The organism is Thauera linaloolentis 47Lol = DSM 12138, assembly GCF_000310205.1.
GTDB lineage: Bacteria > Pseudomonadota > Gammaproteobacteria > Burkholderiales > Rhodocyclaceae > Thauera > Thauera linaloolentis.
In genome coordinates this window covers 31,484-52,119 of sequence record NZ_AMXE01000012.1, presented here as the reverse complement: position 1 = coordinate 52,119, position 20,636 = coordinate 31,484, and the positions used below count along the sequence as shown (strand labels likewise).

The window sequence follows — 20,636 nt, the reverse complement described above, 5'->3', positions numbered from 1 at the left end:
GCGATGCATCAATACTTGATCCGTGCGTAATAGGTCTTCTCGGCGGCCTCACGCGCTTCGCGCAGCGTGCGGATGCCTTTCTCCGCCAGCAGCGGGACGAGCTTGAGGAACACCTCCGCGGTCACGATCGCGTCGCCGAGCGCGGTGTGCCGGCCGACGATGGTCAAGCCGAGTCGCTCGGCGATCGCCTCCAGGCGGTGCGATTCCTGGTTCGGGTGCACGACCGCCGACAGCAGCAAGGTGTCGATGACCGGCTGGTCGAAACGCAAGCCCGTGGCCGCCTCCTTGAGCTGCAGGAAGCGCATGTCGAAAGCGGCGTTGTGGGCGATCAGCACGGTATCCGCGGCAAACGCATGGAAGGCCGGCAGCACGGAATCGATCGTCGGCTGGCCCTTCAGCATCTCTGCGGTGATGCCGTGGATTTCGGCCGACTCCGGCGCCAGCGGCCGGCGCGGGTCGATCAACTGCTCGAAGGACTCGTTGCGCAGCAGCTTGCCGTTGAGGATGCGGGTCGCGCCGATCTGGATGATCTCGTCGCCCTGCGAAGGGTTGAGCCCGGTCGTTTCGGTGTCGAATACCGTGAACGCCAGTTCGGTGAGCGGACGGTCCTCGATCTCGAGCGACCTTTCCGACCAGGCGAAGAGGTCGAAATCATAGTATTCGGGCCGGCTCTCGCCGCGCAGGAAGAGTTCGGCGTCGGCCTGGTCCTGCGGCATCGCGGCCGGCAGCAGGACACGGAAGAAGGCGCGGTGGCGCACCTTCTCGCGCTCCAGCCACATCTCGCCGTCGTGGCGGTCGATGACGTCGCGCACCGTCAGCGGGCTGCTCTCGTCCTCGATCTTCATCGGTTCGAGCTCCCAGCTCATCACTGTCTCGGTGCTCATCGCCTGGCCGGACCAGATCAGGTCGAGGTGTACGAGGCGCCCAGCAGCGGTGAGGCGGAAGCGCACCTCGCGCACCTCGAACTCGTCGGACAGGCGGCTCGCCAGGTAGGTCAGGGCCTGGATCAGCGAGAAGCTGTCGACCTTCACCCACAGGTTCTCGTCGATTTCCTCGAGCTTGGTGCGCAGCTCGATGCGCTGCTCGATGCGGCGCTGCACCGCCGCGACGAGGTCCGCCCCCAGCATTTCCTCGAGCGGCCAGCGCGATTTCAGCGAATCGGCGAAGGCGTCGGCGGTCTCGTTCAGGCGCTGGCTCATGCCCTGCACCTCGTCGCGGATGACGCTGCGGAAGCGGTCGCGCATGTCGTCGGGCAGGTCGCCGTACTCGAGCATTTCCGCCGCCGCACGCACGTTCGCCAGCGCAGCGCGGTTGCCCTCGGTGAGCTTGTGCAGCATCTGGTCGCGGCGCGACTCGGCCTCGAAGTTGCGCGTGATGTTGTCGAGCATCAGGATAAAGCCGGTCTGCGTGCGCTCGGCCTCGCCTGCGGCCTTGGCGCTGTCCGCGTCCGCTCCGCCCTGCGGCTTCGCCACCGACAGCACCGGCGCCATCTGCACGCGCAGCAGTTGCCCGGCACGCGTGGTGGTGACGAAGTTGGCCTGCGGCTGGGCGACGCCGCGCCTGAGGCGCTGCTGGATGGTTTCCAGCGCGTGGGCGATCAGGTTGCGCTCGAACACGGCATAGATCGAACGCCCGAGGCCGATCAGCTCTCCGCCGCCGGCCACGCCGGGCGCGTCCGACAGGGCGCGGAACTGCAGGCGCGCGCGGTTGTTGTAGAGCAGGATGCGGCCATCGAGGTTGCACACCACGACGCTCTGGGTCAGCTCGGACATCAGCGCGGCGAGGCGGTTCTTCTCCTGTTCGACGGAATCCTTGGCCCGCGCGATCTGGGCCTCGACGTCGCCGAAGATCTCGTCGCGCTGACTCGCCAGCTCGTTCGCCGCGCTCGCCAGCATGCGGACTTCGGGCGGGCCCTCGGGCTGGACGCGGAAGCCGCGGTTGGCGCCGAGCATCAGGCGCAGGTTCTCAGCCATGCGCAGCAGGCCCTGCACATACTGGCGGAACAGGATGCGCAACACGCCGACACCGGCCGCGAAGCCCACCGCGGTCAGCATCGTGCCGACCCCGAGATGGGGCACCAGGACATCCATCAGCTGCTGCCGGCCTTCGTCGCGGGTCTCGAACCAGACGATGAGGGCGGTGAGGATGAAGGGGCCCGTCATCAGCAGGCCCAGGACGATGACCGCCAGGGCGAATCTCGAGCGCGCGGACATCGCTCAGGCCCCCAGCAGACCGCGCACCTTCTCCACCAGTTCCTTGGTCGAGAACGGCTTCGTCATGTAGGCGTCCGCCCCCAGGGCCAGGCCCTTCGCCACCTCGGTGTCGCGCCCCTTGGCCGTCAGCATCAGGATGCGGACCGCGGCCATGGCCGGATCGGCCTTGATCTCCTGGCAAACCTCGAAGCCGCTCTTCTTGGGCATCATCACGTCGAGCAGGACCAGGTCCGGACAGTCGCTGCGGATGCGCCTCGCCGCCTCCTCGCCATCGTTTGCCACCACTACCTCGAAGCCCTCCCGCTTCATGAGGAATTCCAGGGATATGACGATATTTTGTTCATCGTCTGCAATCAGGATCTTCTTGGCCATGCGTTTCTCCTCCCTCCTGCGCCATTCTATGTCATTCGCCGTCCGCAGCAGGCGGCAAGGGCAATTCGAACGAGAAGCGCGCCCCTTCGCAGGGCGCCGACTCCAGCCACAGCCGGCCGCCGAAATGCTCGACGATCTGGCGGCTGATCGGCAACCCCAGCCCCGTCCCCTGCGGTCGGGAGCGCTCGTCCCCGCCCTGCCTGAACTTCTGGAAGATCACCGCTTCGAGCTCGGCTGCGATGCCCGGCCCGTTGTCGCGCACATCGACCCTGATCCGGCCGTCGCCGGCGATCAGGCGAACATCGACGCGCCCGCCTTCCGCCGGCACGAACTTGGCCGCGTTGGACAGCAGGTTGAGCATGACCTGCAGCAGGCGGTCGTGGTCGGCGCGCAGCACCGGCACCGTGTCGGGCAGTTCGAGCACGACCCGCGCGTTGCGGTCGCGGAACAGTTGCTGCGTGGCGTCGACCGCGTGGCTCACCAGCTCGCACATGTCGATGTCGGTGTTGTGCCATTCGGCGTGGCCGGCTTCGATCTTGGCCAGATCGAGCACCTGGTTGACCAGGCGTGTCAGGCGCACCGTCTCGGACACGATGATGCCGAGGAAGCGCTGGCGGTCGGCGAGTTCGATGTCCGGGTCGTCGAGCATCATCTCGGACAGCGCCCGGATCGAAGTCAGCGGCGTGCGCAGTTCGTGCGTGACCGACGACATGAAGTCGTCCTTCAGGCGGTCGAGTTCCTTGAGCTTGTCGTTGGCCGCGCGCAGTTCGGCCGTCGCCGCTTCGAGTTCGCGCGATTTCTCTTCGAGCCGGTGCGAGTAGGCCCGCACCTCCGACGCCTCGTCGAGGATGTCCATCACTTCGCCCAGACCCAGCGGCTCTTCCTGCACCACCGTCGACACCATGACCCGCGCCGAGGCGCTGCCGATCGCGCCGGCAAGCAGCGATTCGGCGAAGTGGACCAGATCGGGGTCGGCCTTCAGCCTGTCGATGCCGTCCATGCCGCGGATACGGGCGTAGCCGTGGAACGCGTCCTCGGTACGGCGCTGGCCGAGAAAGCGGGCCACCAGCGGCATCAGCTCGGCGACTTCCGCGCGCCCGCGCCAGAAGCTCGCCGGCGGGCTGTCGCCACGGCGGAACACATCCACGAAGAGCGTGCCCTGCCCCGCCTCCGCACTGGTCGGGACGCGCAGCAGCGACACGAACACATAGCTGCCGATGTTGGCGAACAGGCTCCAGAACAGCGCATGGCTGATGTTGTCGAGACCGCTCAGGCCGAACAGTTGCTCCGGCCGCAGCCACGCCAGCCCGAACAGCCCGTTGTCGAGGAATGCGGGATCGAGCCAGCCGGATTTGGCGAAGGACGGCAGCAGCAAGGTATAGGCCCACACCACGAAACCCGCGAGCAGGCCCGCGAGCGCGCCGTCGCGCGTGCCGTTGCGCCAGTACATGCCACCCAGCATCGCCGGCGCGAACTGCGCGACGGCGGCAAAGCTGATCAGGCCGATGCTGACGAGCGCGTAGGCCTCGCCGGCAAGGCGGAAGTACAGGTAGCCGAGCAGCAGCACGCCGACGATCGCGCCGCGCCGGATGCCCAGCAGCAGCCGCGTCAGGTCGCGCTGCGCCGACAGGCCCAGCCGCCGGCTGCGCAGCAGGATGGGCATCACGAGATCGTTGCATACCATCGTCGACAGCGCGATGGCCTCGACGATGACCATGCCGGTGGCCGCCGACAGGCCGCCGATGAACACGAACAGCGCCAGCGCAGCATTGTCGTGCGCCAGCGGCAGGGTCAGCACGAAAGTGTCGGGGTCGACCGTCCCCTGGCCGAAATGCAGCAGGCCGCCGAGCGCGATCGGAATCACGAAGATGTTGATCGCCAGCAGATAGGCCGGGAACATCCAGGTCGCGCGCCTCAGGTGCTGCTCGTTGACGTTCTCGACCACCGCGATCTGGAACTGGCGCGGCAGGAAGATGCCCGCCAGCATCGCCAGCAGCACATGCGCGAACCAGCCTCCATAGCCGATCTTGCCGGTACTGTCGAAGATCAGCAGGCTGGCCAGCCCGGGGTGTTCGCGCGCCCGCGCGTAGAGATCATTGAAGCCGTCGTACAGCCAATAGGTGACGTAGATGCCCACCGCGACGAAGGCGAGCAGCTTGACGAGCGATTCGAAGGCGATTGCCGCAACCATGCCCTCGTGCCGTTCGGTGGCATCGAGATGGCGCGTGCCGAACAGCACGGTGAACGCCGCCAGCGTCAGCGCGATGTAGAGCGTGCTGTCCAGCCACCATGCCGCCGACTCCCCGGCCGACAGCAGGTCGCCGGCGTCCTCGGCCAGCAGCGCATAGGCACTGGAGATCGCCTTGAGCTGCAGGGCGATGTAGGGAAGGATGCCGACCACGGCGATGATCGTGACCAGCCCGCCCAGCATGTGGCTCTTGCCGTAGCGCGAGGCGATGAAGTCGGCGATCGAGGTGATGCGGTGGCTGCGTGCGATGCGGATCATCTTCAGCACCACCAGCCATGCGAGCGCCATGCCCAGCGTGGGGCCGAGATAGGTCGGCAGGAACCAGATGCCGCCCGAAGCGGCGCGGCCGACGCTGCCGAAATAAGTCCATGCCGTACAGTAGACGGCCAGCGACAGGCCGTAGGTCCAGGCGTTGTCGATGACCGAGCGCCCCTGATCGGCACGGCGGTCGCCGAAGTGCGCCACCGCGAAGAGAATCAGCAGGTAGGCGAACGAAGCGCCGATGATGAGCCAGCCCGGAAGCATCCGCCTGCCCTCAGCGCGCCCCGCGCTCGACGATCCAGCCCACGGCGGCGATCAGCCCGCCCCAGACCGCGAACAGATACACGTGCAGCAGTGGCAGTCCGAACAGCGACAATGGCCGGTCAAACAGCGACAGCAATGGAAAATTGAGCAGCAGGACGCCTGCGATGAACACCGCGACCAGACGCTGCCCTGCGAGTCCCTTGCGCATCATGATCCCCCCATGATGTCTGCTCTCCGGCAAAAAACCCACGCTTGCCGCACTGCGGCCGCGCCAACTACCCGGAAAGGCACTGCCTGCCCGGGGCGGTCCGCCAGCAGAAAACGAATGCGCCCCCCGCTCTTGCAGGCAGGTTAGGCGCATCGCACGTACAGGTGGCGGCGTTCTACACACGCTCGCCTCCTCTCCCCCGCCCGGCTTCGTGGCCGGGTCTTTCCCTGTCGTTCGTTGCGGCCGGGCCCTTGCGGCCCGGCCTGGACGGATCAGCCCTTGAGCTGTTCGAGAATGTGCGGATTCTCGAGCGTCGAGGTGTCCTGGGTGACGTCCTCGCCCTTGGCCAGTTGGCGCAGCAGGCGGCGCATGATCTTGCCCGAGCGCGTCTTCGGCAGGTTCTCGCCGAAACGGATGTCCTTCGGCTTGGCGATCGGCCCGATCTCGTGGCCCACCCAATTCTGCAGTTCCTTGATGACCGCCGCCGCTTCGTCGCCGGTGGGGCGCGGCCCCTTCAGCACCACGAAGGCCACGATCGCCTCGCCCGTCACGTCGTCCGGACGGCCGACCACGGCCGCCTCGGCGACCTTCTCGTGCGCGACCAGGGCCGACTCGATTTCCATCGTGCCCATGCGGTGGCCCGAGACGTTCAGCACATCGTCGATACGGCCGGTGATGGTGAAGTAGCCCGTTTCGACGTCGCGGATGGCGCCGTCGCCGGCCAGGTACAGCTTGCCCTTGAAGTCTTCCGGGTAGTAGGACTTCTTGAAGCGCTCGGGATCGCCCCAGATGGTGCGGATCATCGACGGCCACGGACGCTTGATGACCAGGATGCCGCCCTGGCCCCACGGCACTTCGGTACCGGTCTCATCGACCACCGCGGCCTGGATGCCCGGGAAGGGCAGCGTGCACGAACCCGGCACCATCGGCGTGGCGCCCGGCATCGGCGTGATCACGTGCGCGCCGGTCTCGGTCTGCCAGAAGGTGTCGACGATCGGGCAGCGGCCGCCGCCAACGTTGTCGTAGTACCACTGCCAGGCGGCCGGGTTGATCGGCTCGCCGACGGACCCCAGCAAGCGCAGGCTGGACAGGTCGTACTTGGTCGGGTGCACGGCCGGGTTGTTGTCGGCAGCCTTGATCAGCGAACGGATGGCGGTCGGCGCGGTGTAGAAGATGGTGACCTTGTGGTCCTGGATCATCTTCCAGAAACGGCCCGCGTCAGGATAGGTCGGCACGCCCTCGAACACGATCTCGGTCGCGCCGCAGGCGAGCGGGCCATACGAGATGAAGGTGTGGCCCGTGACCCAGCCGATGTCGGCGGTGCACCAGAAGATGTCGTCGAGCTTGATGTCGAAGCTGTACTTCATCGACAGCACCGCCTGCAGCAGGTAGCCACCGGAGGAGTGCTGAACGCCCTTCGGCTTGCCGGTGGAGCCCGAGGTATAGAGGATGAACAGCGGGTGCTCGGCTTCGACCCACTCCGGCTCACACACTTCCGACTGGCCTTCGCAGGCGTCGTGGAACCACACGTCGCGGCCGGCGACGATGTTGCAGTCGCCGCCGGTGCGCTTGACCACGACGACGTTCTTGATCGTGTCGCAGCCGCCCAGCGACAGGGCTTCGTCGGCAATCGGCTTCAGCGGCAGGGCCTTGCCGCCGCGGTGCTGGCCGTCGGAGGTGATCAGCGCCACGGCGCCGGCGTCTTCGATGCGGTCGCGCAGGGCCTGGGCCGAGAAGCCGCCGAAGACGATGGAGTGGGTGGCGCCGACGCGGGCGCAGGCCTGCATGGCGACCACGCCTTCGATCGACATCGGCAGATAGATGACGACGCGGTCGCCCTTCTTGACACCCATGCCGCGCAGGGCATTGGCAAACTTGCTGACACGCGCCAGCAGATCCTTGTAGGTGACCTTGGTGACGTCGCCGTTGTCGGCTTCGAAGATCAGCGCGACCTTGTCGCCCAGACCGTTATTGACGTTGCGGTCGAGGCAGTTGTAAGAGACGTTCAGCTTGCCGTCGGCGAACCACTTGAAGAACGGCGCGTTGCTCTCGTCGAGTACCTGGGTGAACGGCTCCTTCCAGTCGAGCAGCTCCTTGGCACGACGACCCCAGAAGCCCTCGTAGTCGTCTTCTGCTTCCTTGCACAACGCGCGATACCCGTCCATGCCGGACACCGCTGCGTTCTTAACCATCTCTTCCGAGGGGTTGTAAATGCGGACTTGCTGCTCATTGGACATGCTCACCTCTCCTCAACTGATCAAATGGTTGAAGCTGACCCTTTGCGGGTCGTCGACCGGTTGGTTCCGGCCTTGAAATGGTTGCGACAGTCAATCGCCCGGCTGCAGCCGAATGCAGTGCATTTAAGAATATGTATCTTACACAGGACTTACACAGGCGCCCGTCCCCCTTCGAGGACGCGGCCGATACGCGATGCTAAAATCCGCCGCTTGATCGAATCCCGATCGAACCTCGGCATTCTGCCCCTATGTCATCCCGGAGACCAAGCGCCATGACGATTATTCGCGAAGAAGACCTCATTCAGTCGATTGCGGATGCGTTCCAGTACATCAGCTACTACCACCCGCTCGACTACATCCAGGCGCTTGGCAAAGCCTACGAGCGCGAGGAGAGCCCGGCGGCGAAGGACGCCATCGCCCAGATCCTGACCAATTCCCGCATGTGCGCCGAGGGCCATCGCCCCATCTGCCAGGACACCGGCATCGCGGTCGTATTCCTCAAGGTGGGCATGAACGTGCAGTGGGACGCGAAACTGAGCGTCCAGGAGATGGTGAACGAAGGCGTGCGCCGCGCCTACAACAACCCGGACAACAAGCTGCGCGCCTCGGTGCTGCTCGACCCGGCCGGCAAGCGCCGGAACAGCAAGGACAACACCCCCGCGGTGGTGCATTACGAGATCGTGCCCGGCGACCATGTCGAGATCATCTGTGCGGCCAAGGGCGGCGGCTCGGAGAACAAGTCGAAGATGGTCATGCTCAATCCGTCCGACTCGATCGTCGACTGGGTGCTCAAGACCGTGCCGACCATGGGCGCCGGCTGGTGTCCGCCGGGCATCCTCGGCATCGGCATCGGCGGCACGCCGGAAAAGGCAATGCTGCTGGCCAAGGAATCGCTGATGGAGCCCGTGAACATCCACGAACTGCGCGAGAAGGCCGCTTCCGGCGCCGCGCTCACGCGCGTCGAAGAACTGCGCCTCGAACTGATGGACAAGGTCAACGCACTGGGCATCGGCGCCCAGGGACTGGGCGGCCTCACCACCGTGCTCGACGTCAAGATCATGGACTACCCGACCCACGCCGCCTCGCTGCCGGTCGCGATGATCCCCAACTGTGCAGCGACGCGCCACGTCCATTTCCACCTCGACGGCTCCGGCCCGGCGACGCTGGAAACGCCAAGGCTGGAAGACTGGCCGCAAGTCACCTGGAAGGCGGACACCAACGTCGCCACCCGCGTCGACCTCGACACGCTGACCAAGGAAGAAGTGGCGTCGTGGAAGCCGGGCCAGATCCTGCTGCTCAACGGCAAGATGCTCACCGGCCGCGACGCCGCGCACAAGCGCATTGCCGACATGCTCGAGAAAGGCGAAAAGCTGCCGGTGGATTTCACCAACCGCGTCATCTACTACGTCGGCCCGGTCGACCCGGTGCGCGATGAAGTCGTCGGCCCGGCCGGCCCCACCACCGCCACCCGCATGGACAAGTTCACCCGCATGATGCTGGAAAAGACCGGCCTGATCTCGATGATCGGCAAGTCCGAGCGCGGCCCGGTCGCGATCGACGCGATCAAGGACAACAAATCGGCTTACCTGATGGCGGTCGGCGGCTCGGCCTATCTGGTGTCGAAAGCGATCAAGGAAGCGAAGATCGTCGGCTTCGCCGATCTGGGCATGGAAGCGATCTACGAATTCACGGTGCAGGACATGCCCGTGACCGTCGCCGTGGACGCCAACGGCACAAGTGTGCACAACACCGGCCCGAAGGAATGGCAGGCGAAGATCGGCAAGATCCCGGTCGCAGTTGCCTGACACCCCCGCCATGCAACGAAACCCGGCCATCCCCATGGCCGGGTTCGCCAGCGGCGCGGCGCGCTCAGGCGCGGGGCACGCTGCGCCAGTCCTCCGGCGGCAGCCAGCCGGCCGCCCAGCCCGGGAGATCGGCTGCCGGCAGCGGACGTGAAATGTAGAAACCCTGCGCCGTCTCACAGCCCAGTTCGAGCAGCAGCGCGCCCTGCTCGATGGTTTCCACGCCCTCGGCGATCACCTTGCGCCGAAAAGCGCTCGCCAGACCGATGATGGCCTGCAGGATGGCGCGATCCTCGGAGTCGTGGAGCATGTCGCGCACGAACATCTGGTCGATCTTCAGGCATGCGGCAGGCAGACGCTTCAGATAGGCGAGCGACGAATAACCCGTTCCGAAGTCGTCGAGCGCGAACGACACGCCGATCTCGGCGCATGCCTCGATGACGCGCGACGCCTGCTGCAGGCTTTCGAGCGCGCTGCTTTCCAGCACTTCGAGCTCGAGCATGGCTGGCGGCACCTCCGGGCGCGCGGCGAGCAGGCGGCAGAGGCGGGGCATGAAATCCGCCACCTGCAGGTGATGTGCTCCGATGTTGACGCTCACCGGCACCCGCAGCCCCTCGCCCTGCCACGCAGCTACCTGCGCCAGCGCGCTGCCGATGACCCATTCCCCCAGCCGTATCGCCAATGGATGGTTCTCGATGACGGGCAGGAAGGCCGCCGGCCCGACCAGTCCCTCTTCCGGATGCTGCCAGCGGATCAGTGCTTCGGCGCCGATCAGTTGGCCGCTGCGCATATTGACCTTGGGCTGGTAGTGCAGCACGAACTCGCCCCGTTCAAGGCCTTGCTCTATTCGCACCAATGTCTGGTGCTGGCCCCGCACGCTGCGGTCCTGCACGGCGTCGAACACGTGGAAGCGGTTCTTGCCCGTCAGCTTGGCCTGGTACATGGCCAGATCGGCCTGCCTCAGCAACTGGTCCGCGTCGACCTCCTCGCCCTGCGGATAGAAGGCGAGCCCGATGCTCGCCGAAACCTGCAGTTCCACGCCGCCGAGCGGGACGCGCTGCGCCAGCACGCCCAGCAGGCGCTGCACGAGCTGCAGGCAGGCGGTCGGATCGGGAAGCTCGACGAGTACCGCGAAGAACTCGTCGCCGCCCAGGCGCGACACGCTGTCGCCTTCGCGCAGCGTCGTGCGCATGCGCATTGCCAGTTCCGCAAGCAACTGGTCGCCCATCTGGTGGCCGTGCCGATCATTGACCGCCTTGAAACCGTCCAGATCGATATAGGCGGCCACCACCAGCCTTCCGCTTCGTCTCGCCTGCGCCATTGCGCGCTCGAGCCGGTCATGCAGCAGCACGCGATTGGGCAAGCCGGTCAGGGCGTCGAAATGGGCGATGTATTCGAGCTGGGACTGGTGCGCCTTCTGTGCGCTGATGTCGGAGAACAGCGCCAGATAGTGGCTGATCTCGCCGTGCTCGTCGCGCAGCGCGCTGATCGTCAGCCATTCGACGTAGTCGTCGCCGTTGCGCCTTCGGTTCCAGATCTCGCCCTGCCACTGTCCGTCTTCGGACAATGCGCGCCACAGTTCGGCATAGAAGTGCTTGTCATGATGGCCGGACGACAGCAAGTGCGGGGTGCGGCCGAGCACCTCGTCGCGCGGATAGCCGGTGATGCGGGTGAAAGCGGCGTTGACGTCGATGATCGCCCCCTGGGGGTCGGTGATCATGATCGCCTCGTTCGCGTTGGTGAACACGCTCGCAGCCAGCCTGCGCCCATCCTCGGCGCGCTTGCGTTCTAGCAGGCTGCTGACAGCGTTGCTGACGAGCCGCACCAGGATGCGGTCCTCGTCGCTCCAGCGCCGCGGGGCCGTCGTCATGCTCAGGCTCACGAAACCGATCAGGCGCGTGTCGGAGACCATCGGCGCCATCAGGATGGAACGGAAGCCGGCTTCGCAGAGCCATTCGCGCTCAGGCCACTCGTCGGCCGGCAAGGCCCGGACGTCATCCATCACGGCCAGCGAGTGGGTGCGGATGAGGCGGCTGGCCATGAAGTCGTCGTCGAAGCGGATGCCTTGGAGCACCAGGCGCTGCGGCGGGATGCCTGCAGCGCACCACTCGTGGGTGTTGTCGACCTGCCCGCTATTGCGCGCCATCTGGCAGACGGAGGCGCGCTCGACGCCGGCAAACTCCCCGACCAGCCGGAGCGCACGGTCGAGCGCGCTGTCCAGGGCATCAGGGGCGACGAGAATGAGTTCGGTCGACAAGCGCGCAATCAGCCCCTCGACCGCGATGCGGCGATTCAGCGCGGCTTCGGCGGCCTCGCGCTGCATCTCGGCGCTGACCCGGTCGTCGAACACGTCCAGCAGCGTATTGACGTCGTGCGCATCGATCAGCGGGCCTGAACTCAAGGCCACGATCAAGCCGATGGCCCTGCCATGCTTGTCGAGCAGCGGTGTTCCGCAATAGGCCTCGATCTGCCTGTCACGCAGCGCCTTGTGAGGGGAGAAGGTGTCCGCGCCCCCCGTGGGGTACAGCCGCGGACCGCCCTGAATGACCTCCGCGCACGGGGTTCCCTCCAGGGCATATGACCAGGGCGCGAGCGCTCCACTCCTGCTCCAGCCCGCCTGGACGTCGATCCTGTCGCCCCCTGTGGACAGCGCACCGACGAACACCGAGCCCAGATCCAGCGTCTCGACCAGATGACGGCACACCGCCTGGTAGAACGCGACGCCGGACAACTGGGCATAGCGCCTCGCGAGCGCATCCAGCGCGATCTCGATACGCTTGCGTTCCGATGGGTCGGCGCAGGCGGCAAAGTCGCCGCCGCGCTCGAAGACAGCGGGTGCCGCCGCGGGTGAGGCAGAAGGAAGCCACGGAATCTGGGGAATGGACATGAACTGGTTTTCGTACGTATGGCTGCAGCATCATAAACGCCCAGGCCCGGTGCGAAAATTCCGGCGATAAAAAAGCACCCCGCGGGGTGCTTTTTCGAGCCGGGCAAAGGCCTGCAAACGTCAATGCTGCAATATCTTGCCGAGGAAGTCCTTGGTTCGCGGCTGGCGCGCGTCGGGGTTTCCGAAGAAATCCTCCTTCGTGCAGTCTTCCAGGATCTTCCCGCCCACGTCCATGAAGATCACACGGCTGGCCACTTTCCGGGCAAAGCCCATTTCGTGCGTCACACACATCATCGTCATGCCTTCATTGGCCAGGCTGACCATCACGTCCAGCACTTCGCCCACCATCTCGGGGTCCAGCGCTGAAGTGGGCTCGTCGAACAGCATCACGATGGGATCCATCGACAGCGCGCGGGCAATGGCTACGCGCTGCTGCTGGCCGCCCGAGAGTTGCCCCGGAAACTTGTCCTTGTGCGCCATCAGACCCACGCGCTCCAGCATCTTCAGGCCGCGCTTCCTAGCTTCGTCCAGGCTGCGCCGCAGCACTTTCACCTGGGCGATGGTCAGGTTCTGGGTGACCGTCAGGTGGGGAAAGAGCTCGAAGTGCTGGAATACCATGCCCACATGACTGCGCAGCTTGGGCAGATCGGTCTTGGGGTCATGCACCGGCGTGCCATTGACCCAGATCTCGCCCTTCTGGACGGGCTCCAGTGCGTTGATCGTCTTGATCAGCGTGGACTTCCCCGAACCCGACGGCCCGCACACCACGACGACCTCGCCCTTTTCGATGCGGGTGGAACAATCGTCGAGTACCTGGAAGCTGCCATACCACTTGGAGACGCTCTTGAGTTCGATCATGAATAAATCCTCACGCAGCTTCGCAATCGACGCGATAGCTTGTTGTTTCGTCCGTCAATGAATGATGGCGATCTTCTTGTGCAGCCGCTTCACCAGCCACGACAGGCTGTAGCAGATCACGAAGTAGACGACGGCGGCAGCGATGAAGGCCTCGATCGGACGACCGTAGTTCTTGCCCGCCACTTCGAAGCCCTTGAGCATGTCGTAGGCACCGATGGCGTAGACCAGCGAAGTATCCTGGAACAGGATGATGGTCTGCGTCAGCAGTACGGGCAGCATATTGCGGAAAGCCTGCGGCAACACGATCAGGCGCATGTTCTGGCCGTAGGTCATGCCCAGCGCCTGCCCCGCGAACACCTGCCCGCGCGGGATGGACTGGATGCCGGCACGCATGATCTCGGAGAAATACGCCGCCTCGAAGGCAATGAAGGTGACGGTGGCCGAGGCTTCGGCGCCGATCGGCGCGCCGATGAGCAGCGGCACCAGCAGGAAAAACCACAGGATCACCATCACCAGCGGAATGCTGCGCATGCCGTCCACGTAGATCGTGGCCGGCACGATCAGCCACTTGCGGCCGGACAGCCGCATCATCGCCAGCAAGGTGCCGAAGAAGATGCCGCCCAGCGTCGCCACCAGGGTCAACATCACGCTGAAATACAAGCCCTTCAGAATGAAGTTGGAGACCAGATCCCAGCTGTAGAAAGAGAAATCGAACGAGAGGTTCATGTTCAATGCCCTCCCGCTGCGCCGGGAGCCGCAAGGCCCGGCACTCGCACGCGTTTCTCGACGAAGGTCATGATGCGGTTGATCGTGAACGCCGACACGATGTACAGCCCGGTCACCGCCAGGTACACCTCGACGCCGCGGCCGGTTTCTTCCTGCGCCTGCATGGCGAACATGGTCAGCTCGGTCACCGACACGGCGAAGGCCACGGACGAATTCTTGAAGATGTTCATCGTCTCGCTGGTCAGCGGCGGAATGATGATGCGGAAGGCGTTGGGCAGCAGTACATAGCGGTAGGTCTGCCACGTGGTGAAGCCCACGGCCATTCCCGCATGGCGCTGGCCGCGCGGCAGCGCCTGGATGCCCGAACGCACCTGCTCGGCGATCCGCGCCGACGTGAAGAAGCCCAGCGCCAGCACCACCAGCACGAAACCCGACATGGACTTCATGGCAGGGAAGATGGCCGGGACGACGTGATACCAGAGGAAGATCTGCACCAGCAGCGGAATGTTGCGGAAAACCTCCACCCAGGCGTTGCCGAAACGTACCGTCCATTTGCTGTCCGGCAAAGTGCGTATCGTGCCGATCACCACCCCTGCTACCAGCGCCAGCAGCAGCGCCAGCAAGGAGACGGAGACCGTCCACCCCCATGCCGACAGCATCCAGTCGAGGTAGGTGATGTCCCCGTCCTTGCCAAAACAGCCCTCGCGGACCGTGCGGTCCAGGGTGTCTTCGCAAAACATCTGCCAATCCCAAGCCATAGGATTTCCTTTCAGGTACGGAAACGGCTGCCCGCAGCGCGTGCAGCCATCCATCGAAAAACCCTTTCCGGCCGGATTTCCGAGCGGGAAAGGGTGTTTTCAGGGTCGAAGCTTACTCGTTGTAGGCTTCCTTGGGCTTGTTGTTGGGGTTGTTCCAGGCCTCGCGGGTGGCGTCGGACAGCGGTAGCCCCACGGCGGTGTTGGTCGGCGGGATCGGCTGCAGGAACCACTTGTCCCACAATTTCTCGAGCGTGCCATCCTTTACCTGGCGAGCGATCGAATCGTTAACCGCTTTCAGGAAAGCCGGATCGTTCTTGCGCAGCATGCAGGCGATGGGTTCGGTCGACAGTGGCTCGCCGACGATCTTGAAGCCGCTCGGGTTCTTCGACTTGGAAATGTTGGCGGCCAGAATCGAGGCATCCATCACGAAGGCATCGGCACGGCCGGTTTCGAGCAGCAGGAAGCTGTCGGCGTGATCCTTGCCATTGATGTCCTTGAACTTGATGCCCGACGCGCGCTTGTTCTGGCGCAGCAACTGGACCGAGGTGGTACCGGTGGTGGTCGCCACGGTCTTGCCGTCCAGATCCTTGACATCGCTGATGTCGGAGTCCGCCCTCACCGCGATGCGCACCTGCTCGACATAGGTGGTGCTGGCGAAATCGACCTCCTTCTGGCGGTTCAGGTCATTGGTGGTGGAGCCGCATTCGAGATCGACCGTGCCATTGACCACCAGCGGGATGCGGTTCTGCGAAGTGACGGGCTGGTATTTGACGTTCAGCTTTGACAGGCCCACGTCCTTCTGCAGATCCTGAACGATGTTCTCCGCCATCTCGGTGTGGAAGCCCACATACTTGCCATTGCCCAGGGTATAGGCCAGACCCGAGGATTCACGCACACCCAGGGTGATGCTGCCTGAAGACTTGATCTTCGCCAGGGTGTCATTGGCCTGCGCCATGACCGTACCGGCGGTCAGTGCCGTAACGGCGATCGCGAGCAGATGTTTCTTCATTGCATGCCCCTTCGGTGTTTGTAAGGAAACTCCATTCTAGAGCATGTCTTTCACTTTGCCGCATCCGGGAAAGCACGGCTATATCGCACTTGCAGGCAGATGGTACGGATCAGGGGCACGCTCGGCGCAGACGCAAGAAGGGGGTTCCGCCCATGGACGGAACCCCCTTCTTGCCGCAGGCGAAACCTGAATCAGGCTGCGCGGTGCGCGGCCAGCTTCAGCCAGGTATCCACCACCGTGTCCGGATTCAGCGAAATCGTCTGGATGCCTTCGTCCATCAGCCATTCAGCGAAGTCGGCATGGTCCGACGGCCCCTGGCCGCAGATACCCACGTACTTGTCGAGCTTGTTGGCCGCCCGGATCGCCATCGACAGCAGTTGCTTGACCGCCGGATCGCGCTCGTCGAAAGCATGCGCGACCAGTCCGGAGTCGCGGTCGAGGCCCAGCGTCAACTGGGTGAGGTCGTTGGAGCCGATGGAGAAGCCGTCGAAGTACTCGAGGAACTGCTCGGCCAGGATTGCGTTGGACGGGATCTCGCACATCATGATGAGCTTGAGATCGTTCACGCCGCGCTTCAGGCCATGCTCCGCCAGCAGATCGACCACGCCCGCAGCCTCTTCGAGGTTGCGCACGAACGGAATCATGATCTGCACATTGGTCAGGCCGAGTTCGTTGCGCACCTTCTTCATCGCCGCGACTTCCATCTCGAAGCAGTCGCGGAACGAATGCGCGATGTAGCGCGAGGCGCCACGGAAGCCGAGCATCGGGTTTTCTTCTTCCGGCTCGTAGATCTCGCCGCCGAGCAGCTTGCGGTACTCATTCGACTTGAAATCGGACATGCGCACGATGACGGGCTTCGGGTAGAACGCGGCCGCGATCGTGGCCACGCCCTCGACCAGCTTCTCGATGAAGAACTGCTTCGGCGTGGCATAGCCGCGCGAGCGGCGGTTGATTTCGTCACGCAGGTTGGCGGGCACCTGGCCGATGTCGAGGATCGCCTTCGGGTGGATGCCGATCATGTTGTTGATGACGAACTCCAGGCGTGCCAGGCCGACGCCGCCATTGGGGATCTGCGCGAACTCGAAAGCGAGTTCGGGGTTGCCCACGTTCATCATGATCTTGACCGGAATCTCGGGCAGATTGCCCATGTCGGTGGTGATGATCTCGAAATCCAGCTTGCCGCGATACACGTAGCCGGTGTCGCCTTCGGCGCAGGAAACGGTGACCGACTCGCCCTCGTTCAGCACGTCGGTGGCGTTGCCGCAGCCGACGATGGCCGGGATGCCCAGCTCGCGCGCGATGATGGCCGCATGGCAGGTGCGCCCACCGCGGTTGGTGACGATGGCGCTGGCACGCTTCATCACCGGCTCCCAGTTCGGATCGGTCATGTCGGTGACGAGGACGTCGCCTGCCTGCACGCGGTTCATCTCGGAAGCATCGCCCACCACGCGCACCACGCCGGCGCCGATCTTCTGGCCGATCGCACGACCGTGGGTCAGCGCCTTGCCGTACTGCTTCAGGCGGTACTTTTCCATGACCAGCCCGCTGTCCTGGCTCTTCACCGTCTCGGGGCGCGCCTGCAGGATGTAGAGCTTGCCGTCGATGCCATCCTTGCCCCACTCGATGTCCATCGGGCGGCCGTAGTGCTTCTCGATGATGACCGCGTAGCGCGCCAGCTCGAGAACATCTTCGTTGGTCAGCGAGAAACGGTTGCGATCGGCTTCCGGCACATCGACCGTGCGCACCGACTTGCCGGCCACGGCCTTGTCGGTGAACACCATCTTGATCAGCTTCGAGCCCAGGTTGCGGCGAATGATCGCGGGCTTGTCCAGCGCCAGCGTGGGCTTGTGCACATAGAATTCATCCGGATTGACCGCGCCCTGCACCACGGTCTCGCCCAGGCCGTACGAAGCGGTGATGAAGACCACCTGATCAAAGCCCGACTCGGTATCGATCGAGAACATCACACCCGAAGCCCCCGAATCCGAGCGCACCATGCGCTGCACGCCGGCCGACAGCGCGACGTCGGCATGGGCGAAATCCTTGTGGACGCGGTAGGCGATGGCGCGATCGTTGTACAGCGACGCGAACACTTCCTTCATCGCATGCAGGATGTTCTCGTAGCCATGGATGTTCAGGAAGGTTTCCTGCTGGCCGGCGAACGAGGCATCCGGGAGGTCCTCGGCGGTGGCCGACGAACGCACGGCGAAACTGCCCTCGCCCTCTGCGGTAATCTTGTCGTAGGCGGTCTTGATCTCGGCTGCGAGCTGGGCCGGGAAGGGAATGTCGATGATCCACTGGCGGATCTGCGCCCCGGTCTTTGCCAGCGCATCGACGTCATCGACGTCGAGCGCGTCGAGCGCGGCATTGATGCGGTCGGCCAGGCCATCGTGAGCCAGGAATTCGCGGTAGGCTTCCGCGGTGGTCGCAAAACCGCCCGGGACGCGGACGCTGGAAGGTAGCTGGCTGATCATCTCGCCGAGCGAGGCGTTCTTGCCGCCGACCTTCTCGACGTCGGTCATGCGAAGTTCGTTGAAAGGAATCACGTAGCGAGTCATGGGTGGCCTTCCGCAAAAGGGATATAGAAAGCAAAATAGGATTTTAACGTTTTATTGTGCTCTGCCGCACGACAGGGTTTGCCCCAATACCCACCCCCGCCCCATGGCAGGCGAACACAGGTATCCATCATGAGTGAAGTACCAACCCGCACCGTCTTCTTCGTTTCCGATGGCACCGGCATTACCGCCGAAACCCTTGGCCACAGCCTGCTTGCGCAGTTTCCCGAAGGACGGTTCAAGCAGGTTCGCGCGCCCTTCGTCGACGACATCGACAAGGCGATCGACTGTGCCACCCAGATCCGCGAGGCCGCGGCAAACGATGGCGTACGGCCGATCGTGTTCAGCACGCTCGTCAGCGAAGACACGGTTGCTGCGCTGCACAAGGCCGACGCCCTGTTCCTCGATCTGTTCGAACGCTTCATCGGCCCGCTCGAAACCGAACTCGGCCAGCGCTCGACACACGCCGTCGGGCGCTTCCACGGCATCGCCGACAGCCTCAACTACAAGCACCGCATCGAGGCGATCAACTTCGCCATGGCGCACGACGACGGCGTATCGAACAACGGCGAACTGGAAGAGGCCGACGTCGTCCTGGTCGGCGTCTCGCGCTCGGGCAAGACCCCGACGAGCCTCTACCTGGCGATGCAGTTCGGTGTGAAGGCGGCGAACTATCCGCTGATCCCGGAGGATTTCGAGCGCAACAAACTCCCCGGCGAACTGCACAAGTACCGCCGCAAGCTCTTCGGCCTCACCATCGCCGCCGAGCGCCTGTCGCAGATCCGCCAGGAACGCCGGCCCAACAGCCGCTACGCCTCGCTCGAGAACTGCCGCTACGAGATCGATGCCGCGCAGAAGCTGATGCGCCGCGAGAACATCCGCTGGCTCGACTCCACGACCAAGTCGATAGAGGAAATCTCCGCCACCATCCTGCAGACCGTACGTGTGGATCGTCCCGGCTTCTGAACGTCCGCCGCCGAGCGGACCCGCGTATTCGGTTAGAATACGGCTCTTGCGCCCGCTGCTTCCGGCGGGCGACACCGAACAGAGCAACAGGACGACACAATGAAAAGAACGCGCCTCAAGCGCCGCGGCGGCCTCGGACGCATCGCCGAACAACTGGTCTGGCTGGCAAACGGCCTTGCGGAATCGAGCAGCCGGATCGAGGACTGCTACTGGGAACGGCAACTGGGCCACACCCTCGACGAGCAGCTTGCCGACAACGAAGAAGAAGCGCTCAACGCTGCGCTGGACCACCTCTACAGCGCCGAGCCGCGCGCCTACGACGAACTCGCGGACTTCATCGAATCGCGCGCAGAATGTGCCGCCGGCGCGTTTGCCGAGCACGATGTGGTACTCATCGCAGCCCCCATCCTCGCTTGGTCTCGCTACCGCATTCCAGCATCGGTCGTTCCATCGGCCGTGCTGGCCAACCTGCGCGTCCATCTCCAGGCGCATGTCCTTGCGACGGGCGCCCGGCTGGCCCTCGCCGATTTCCTCTTCAGCCCGGATCACCTGCCGCAGGGCTACTGTGCCACGGCAGAATTCGCCAAGATGCTGGGTACCGCGGCCGTGGACAATCTCGACCTTCGCATCGATACCGAAGGCATGCCGGAAACCGCGCAATTCCTGTCCGATACCCGTTACCTGCTGGCCGCAGTCGCAGTGCCGCGCGGCGAAGCGATCTTCCGCTGGCAGGAAAAGGACGGTAGCCGCGACGCGGCACGTGAACAATGGCGCGTACAGGGCGGAGCCTGCCTGGCGCCGCTGCTGCCTGGCTGTGCGGTCGATCTGGTCCTGCCCGAACCCTACTTCGCTGCCAGCCGTTCCGCCGACAAGGACAGCCGCCCCTACTCCGTGCGCGCGTCGGTCGCCTACCTCGGCACCGCGCTCGAAACCCCTGCAGCCAATCTGCGCGCCGTGATCGCCCCGTTCTGGGACCGGAACCTCGAGGAGTACCGCGTCGGCTTCACGGTACGCAACAGCGACCAGGTCGTACATGGCGTGGTGTGGCCCCTGCTCGGTGCCGAGGACGACAGTACCGACTCCGCCGCGCAGATCGAAGCCGTGCTGCGCGAATCCGGCCTCAACGACATCGTCCACCTCGACCACCAGTTTCCACTCGAATACTGCGACGACTGCGGCGCGCCGATGTATCCCTCGCCCGAGGGCGAGACGGTGCATGCCGAAATGCCGCAGGAACAGATGGAACAGATGCCGCGCCATCTGCACTAGACA

14 protein-coding genes are annotated in these 20,636 nt (G+C 64.6%); 3 read left to right on the top strand and 11 right to left on the bottom strand.

The genetic code is table 11. The features are described from left to right. Positions 1-8: 8 nt before the first annotated feature. The 5 genes from C666_RS05615 to acs form a co-directional block, all read right to left on the bottom strand. Entirely contained in the window at positions 9-2,213 is a 2,205-nt protein-coding gene (locus C666_RS05615; protein WP_004335099.1) for a 3'-5' exonuclease, read from the bottom strand. A 3-nt stretch (positions 2,214-2,216) separates the two neighbouring features. Next, entirely contained in the window at positions 2,217-2,585 is a 369-nt protein-coding gene (locus C666_RS05610) for a response regulator transcription factor (protein ID WP_004335096.1), read from the bottom strand. A gap of 31 nt (positions 2,586-2,616) precedes the next feature. Then, positions 2,617-5,358 (bottom strand): sensor histidine kinase, encoded by a 2,742-nt coding sequence (locus C666_RS05605; protein WP_004335094.1) that lies wholly within the window; start codon positions 5,356-5,358, stop codon positions 2,617-2,619. A gap of 10 nt (positions 5,359-5,368) precedes the next feature. After that, on the bottom strand, positions 5,369-5,569 hold the full coding sequence (locus tag C666_RS05600) for a hypothetical protein (protein WP_004335092.1): 201 nt from the start codon (positions 5,567-5,569) through the stop codon (positions 5,369-5,371). Between the two features lie 269 nt (positions 5,570-5,838). Next, a complete protein-coding gene (gene acs / locus C666_RS05595; RefSeq protein WP_004335090.1) occupies positions 5,839-7,803 on the bottom strand; it encodes an acetate--CoA ligase in 1,965 nt (654 codons plus the stop codon). A 272-nt stretch (positions 7,804-8,075) separates the two neighbouring features. On the opposite strand from acs, the gene C666_RS05590 reads away from it, so the two are divergent. Continuing rightward, a complete protein-coding gene (locus tag C666_RS05590) occupies positions 8,076-9,608 on the top strand; it encodes a fumarate hydratase (protein WP_004335087.1) in 1,533 nt (510 codons plus the stop codon). Between the two features lie 64 nt (positions 9,609-9,672). Here the strand turns inward: C666_RS05590 and C666_RS19290 are convergent, their stop codons facing one another. The 6 genes from C666_RS19290 to ppsA form a co-directional block, all read right to left on the bottom strand. Further along, positions 9,673-12,492: a putative bifunctional diguanylate cyclase/phosphodiesterase gene (locus C666_RS19290; RefSeq protein ID WP_004335084.1), complete on the bottom strand. Its 2,820-nt coding sequence runs from the start codon at positions 12,490-12,492 to the stop codon at positions 9,673-9,675. Positions 12,493-12,612: 120 nt separating this feature from the next. After that, positions 12,613-13,350, bottom strand: coding sequence for an amino acid ABC transporter ATP-binding protein (locus C666_RS05580; protein ID WP_004335083.1), 738 nt, complete (start codon positions 13,348-13,350; stop codon positions 12,613-12,615). A gap of 54 nt (positions 13,351-13,404) precedes the next feature. Next, entirely contained in the window at positions 13,405-14,076 is a 672-nt protein-coding gene (locus C666_RS05575) for an amino acid ABC transporter permease (protein WP_004335081.1), read from the bottom strand. Between the two features lie 2 nt (positions 14,077-14,078). Next, positions 14,079-14,816 carry an amino acid ABC transporter permease gene (locus C666_RS05570; RefSeq protein WP_211206714.1) on the bottom strand — a complete coding sequence of 246 codons (738 nt, stop codon included), beginning with the start codon at positions 14,814-14,816 and terminating at the stop codon, positions 14,079-14,081. A 130-nt stretch (positions 14,817-14,946) separates the two neighbouring features. After that, positions 14,947-15,843, bottom strand: a complete 897-nt coding sequence (locus tag C666_RS05565; protein WP_004335075.1) for a transporter substrate-binding domain-containing protein — start codon at positions 15,841-15,843, stop codon at positions 14,947-14,949. Positions 15,844-16,034: 191 nt separating this feature from the next. Then, on the bottom strand, positions 16,035-18,401 hold the full coding sequence (gene ppsA / locus C666_RS05560; protein WP_004335072.1) for a phosphoenolpyruvate synthase: 2,367 nt from the start codon (positions 18,399-18,401) through the stop codon (positions 16,035-16,037). Between the two features lie 129 nt (positions 18,402-18,530). Here ppsA and ppsR point away from each other — a divergent pair, with 129 nt between their 5' ends. Together ppsR and C666_RS05550 are read left to right on the top strand one after the other, a co-directional pair. Next, the gene (ppsR, locus tag C666_RS05555) at positions 18,531-19,364 is read left to right on the top strand and encodes a posphoenolpyruvate synthetase regulatory kinase/phosphorylase PpsR (protein WP_004335070.1); all 834 of its coding nucleotides are present in this window, start codon (positions 18,531-18,533) and stop codon (positions 19,362-19,364) included. 99 nt (positions 19,365-19,463) lie between these two features. Beyond that, positions 19,464-20,633: a DUF2863 family protein gene (locus C666_RS05550; protein WP_004335066.1), complete on the top strand. Its 1,170-nt coding sequence runs from the start codon at positions 19,464-19,466 to the stop codon at positions 20,631-20,633. Positions 20,634-20,636: the final 3 nt, after the last annotated feature.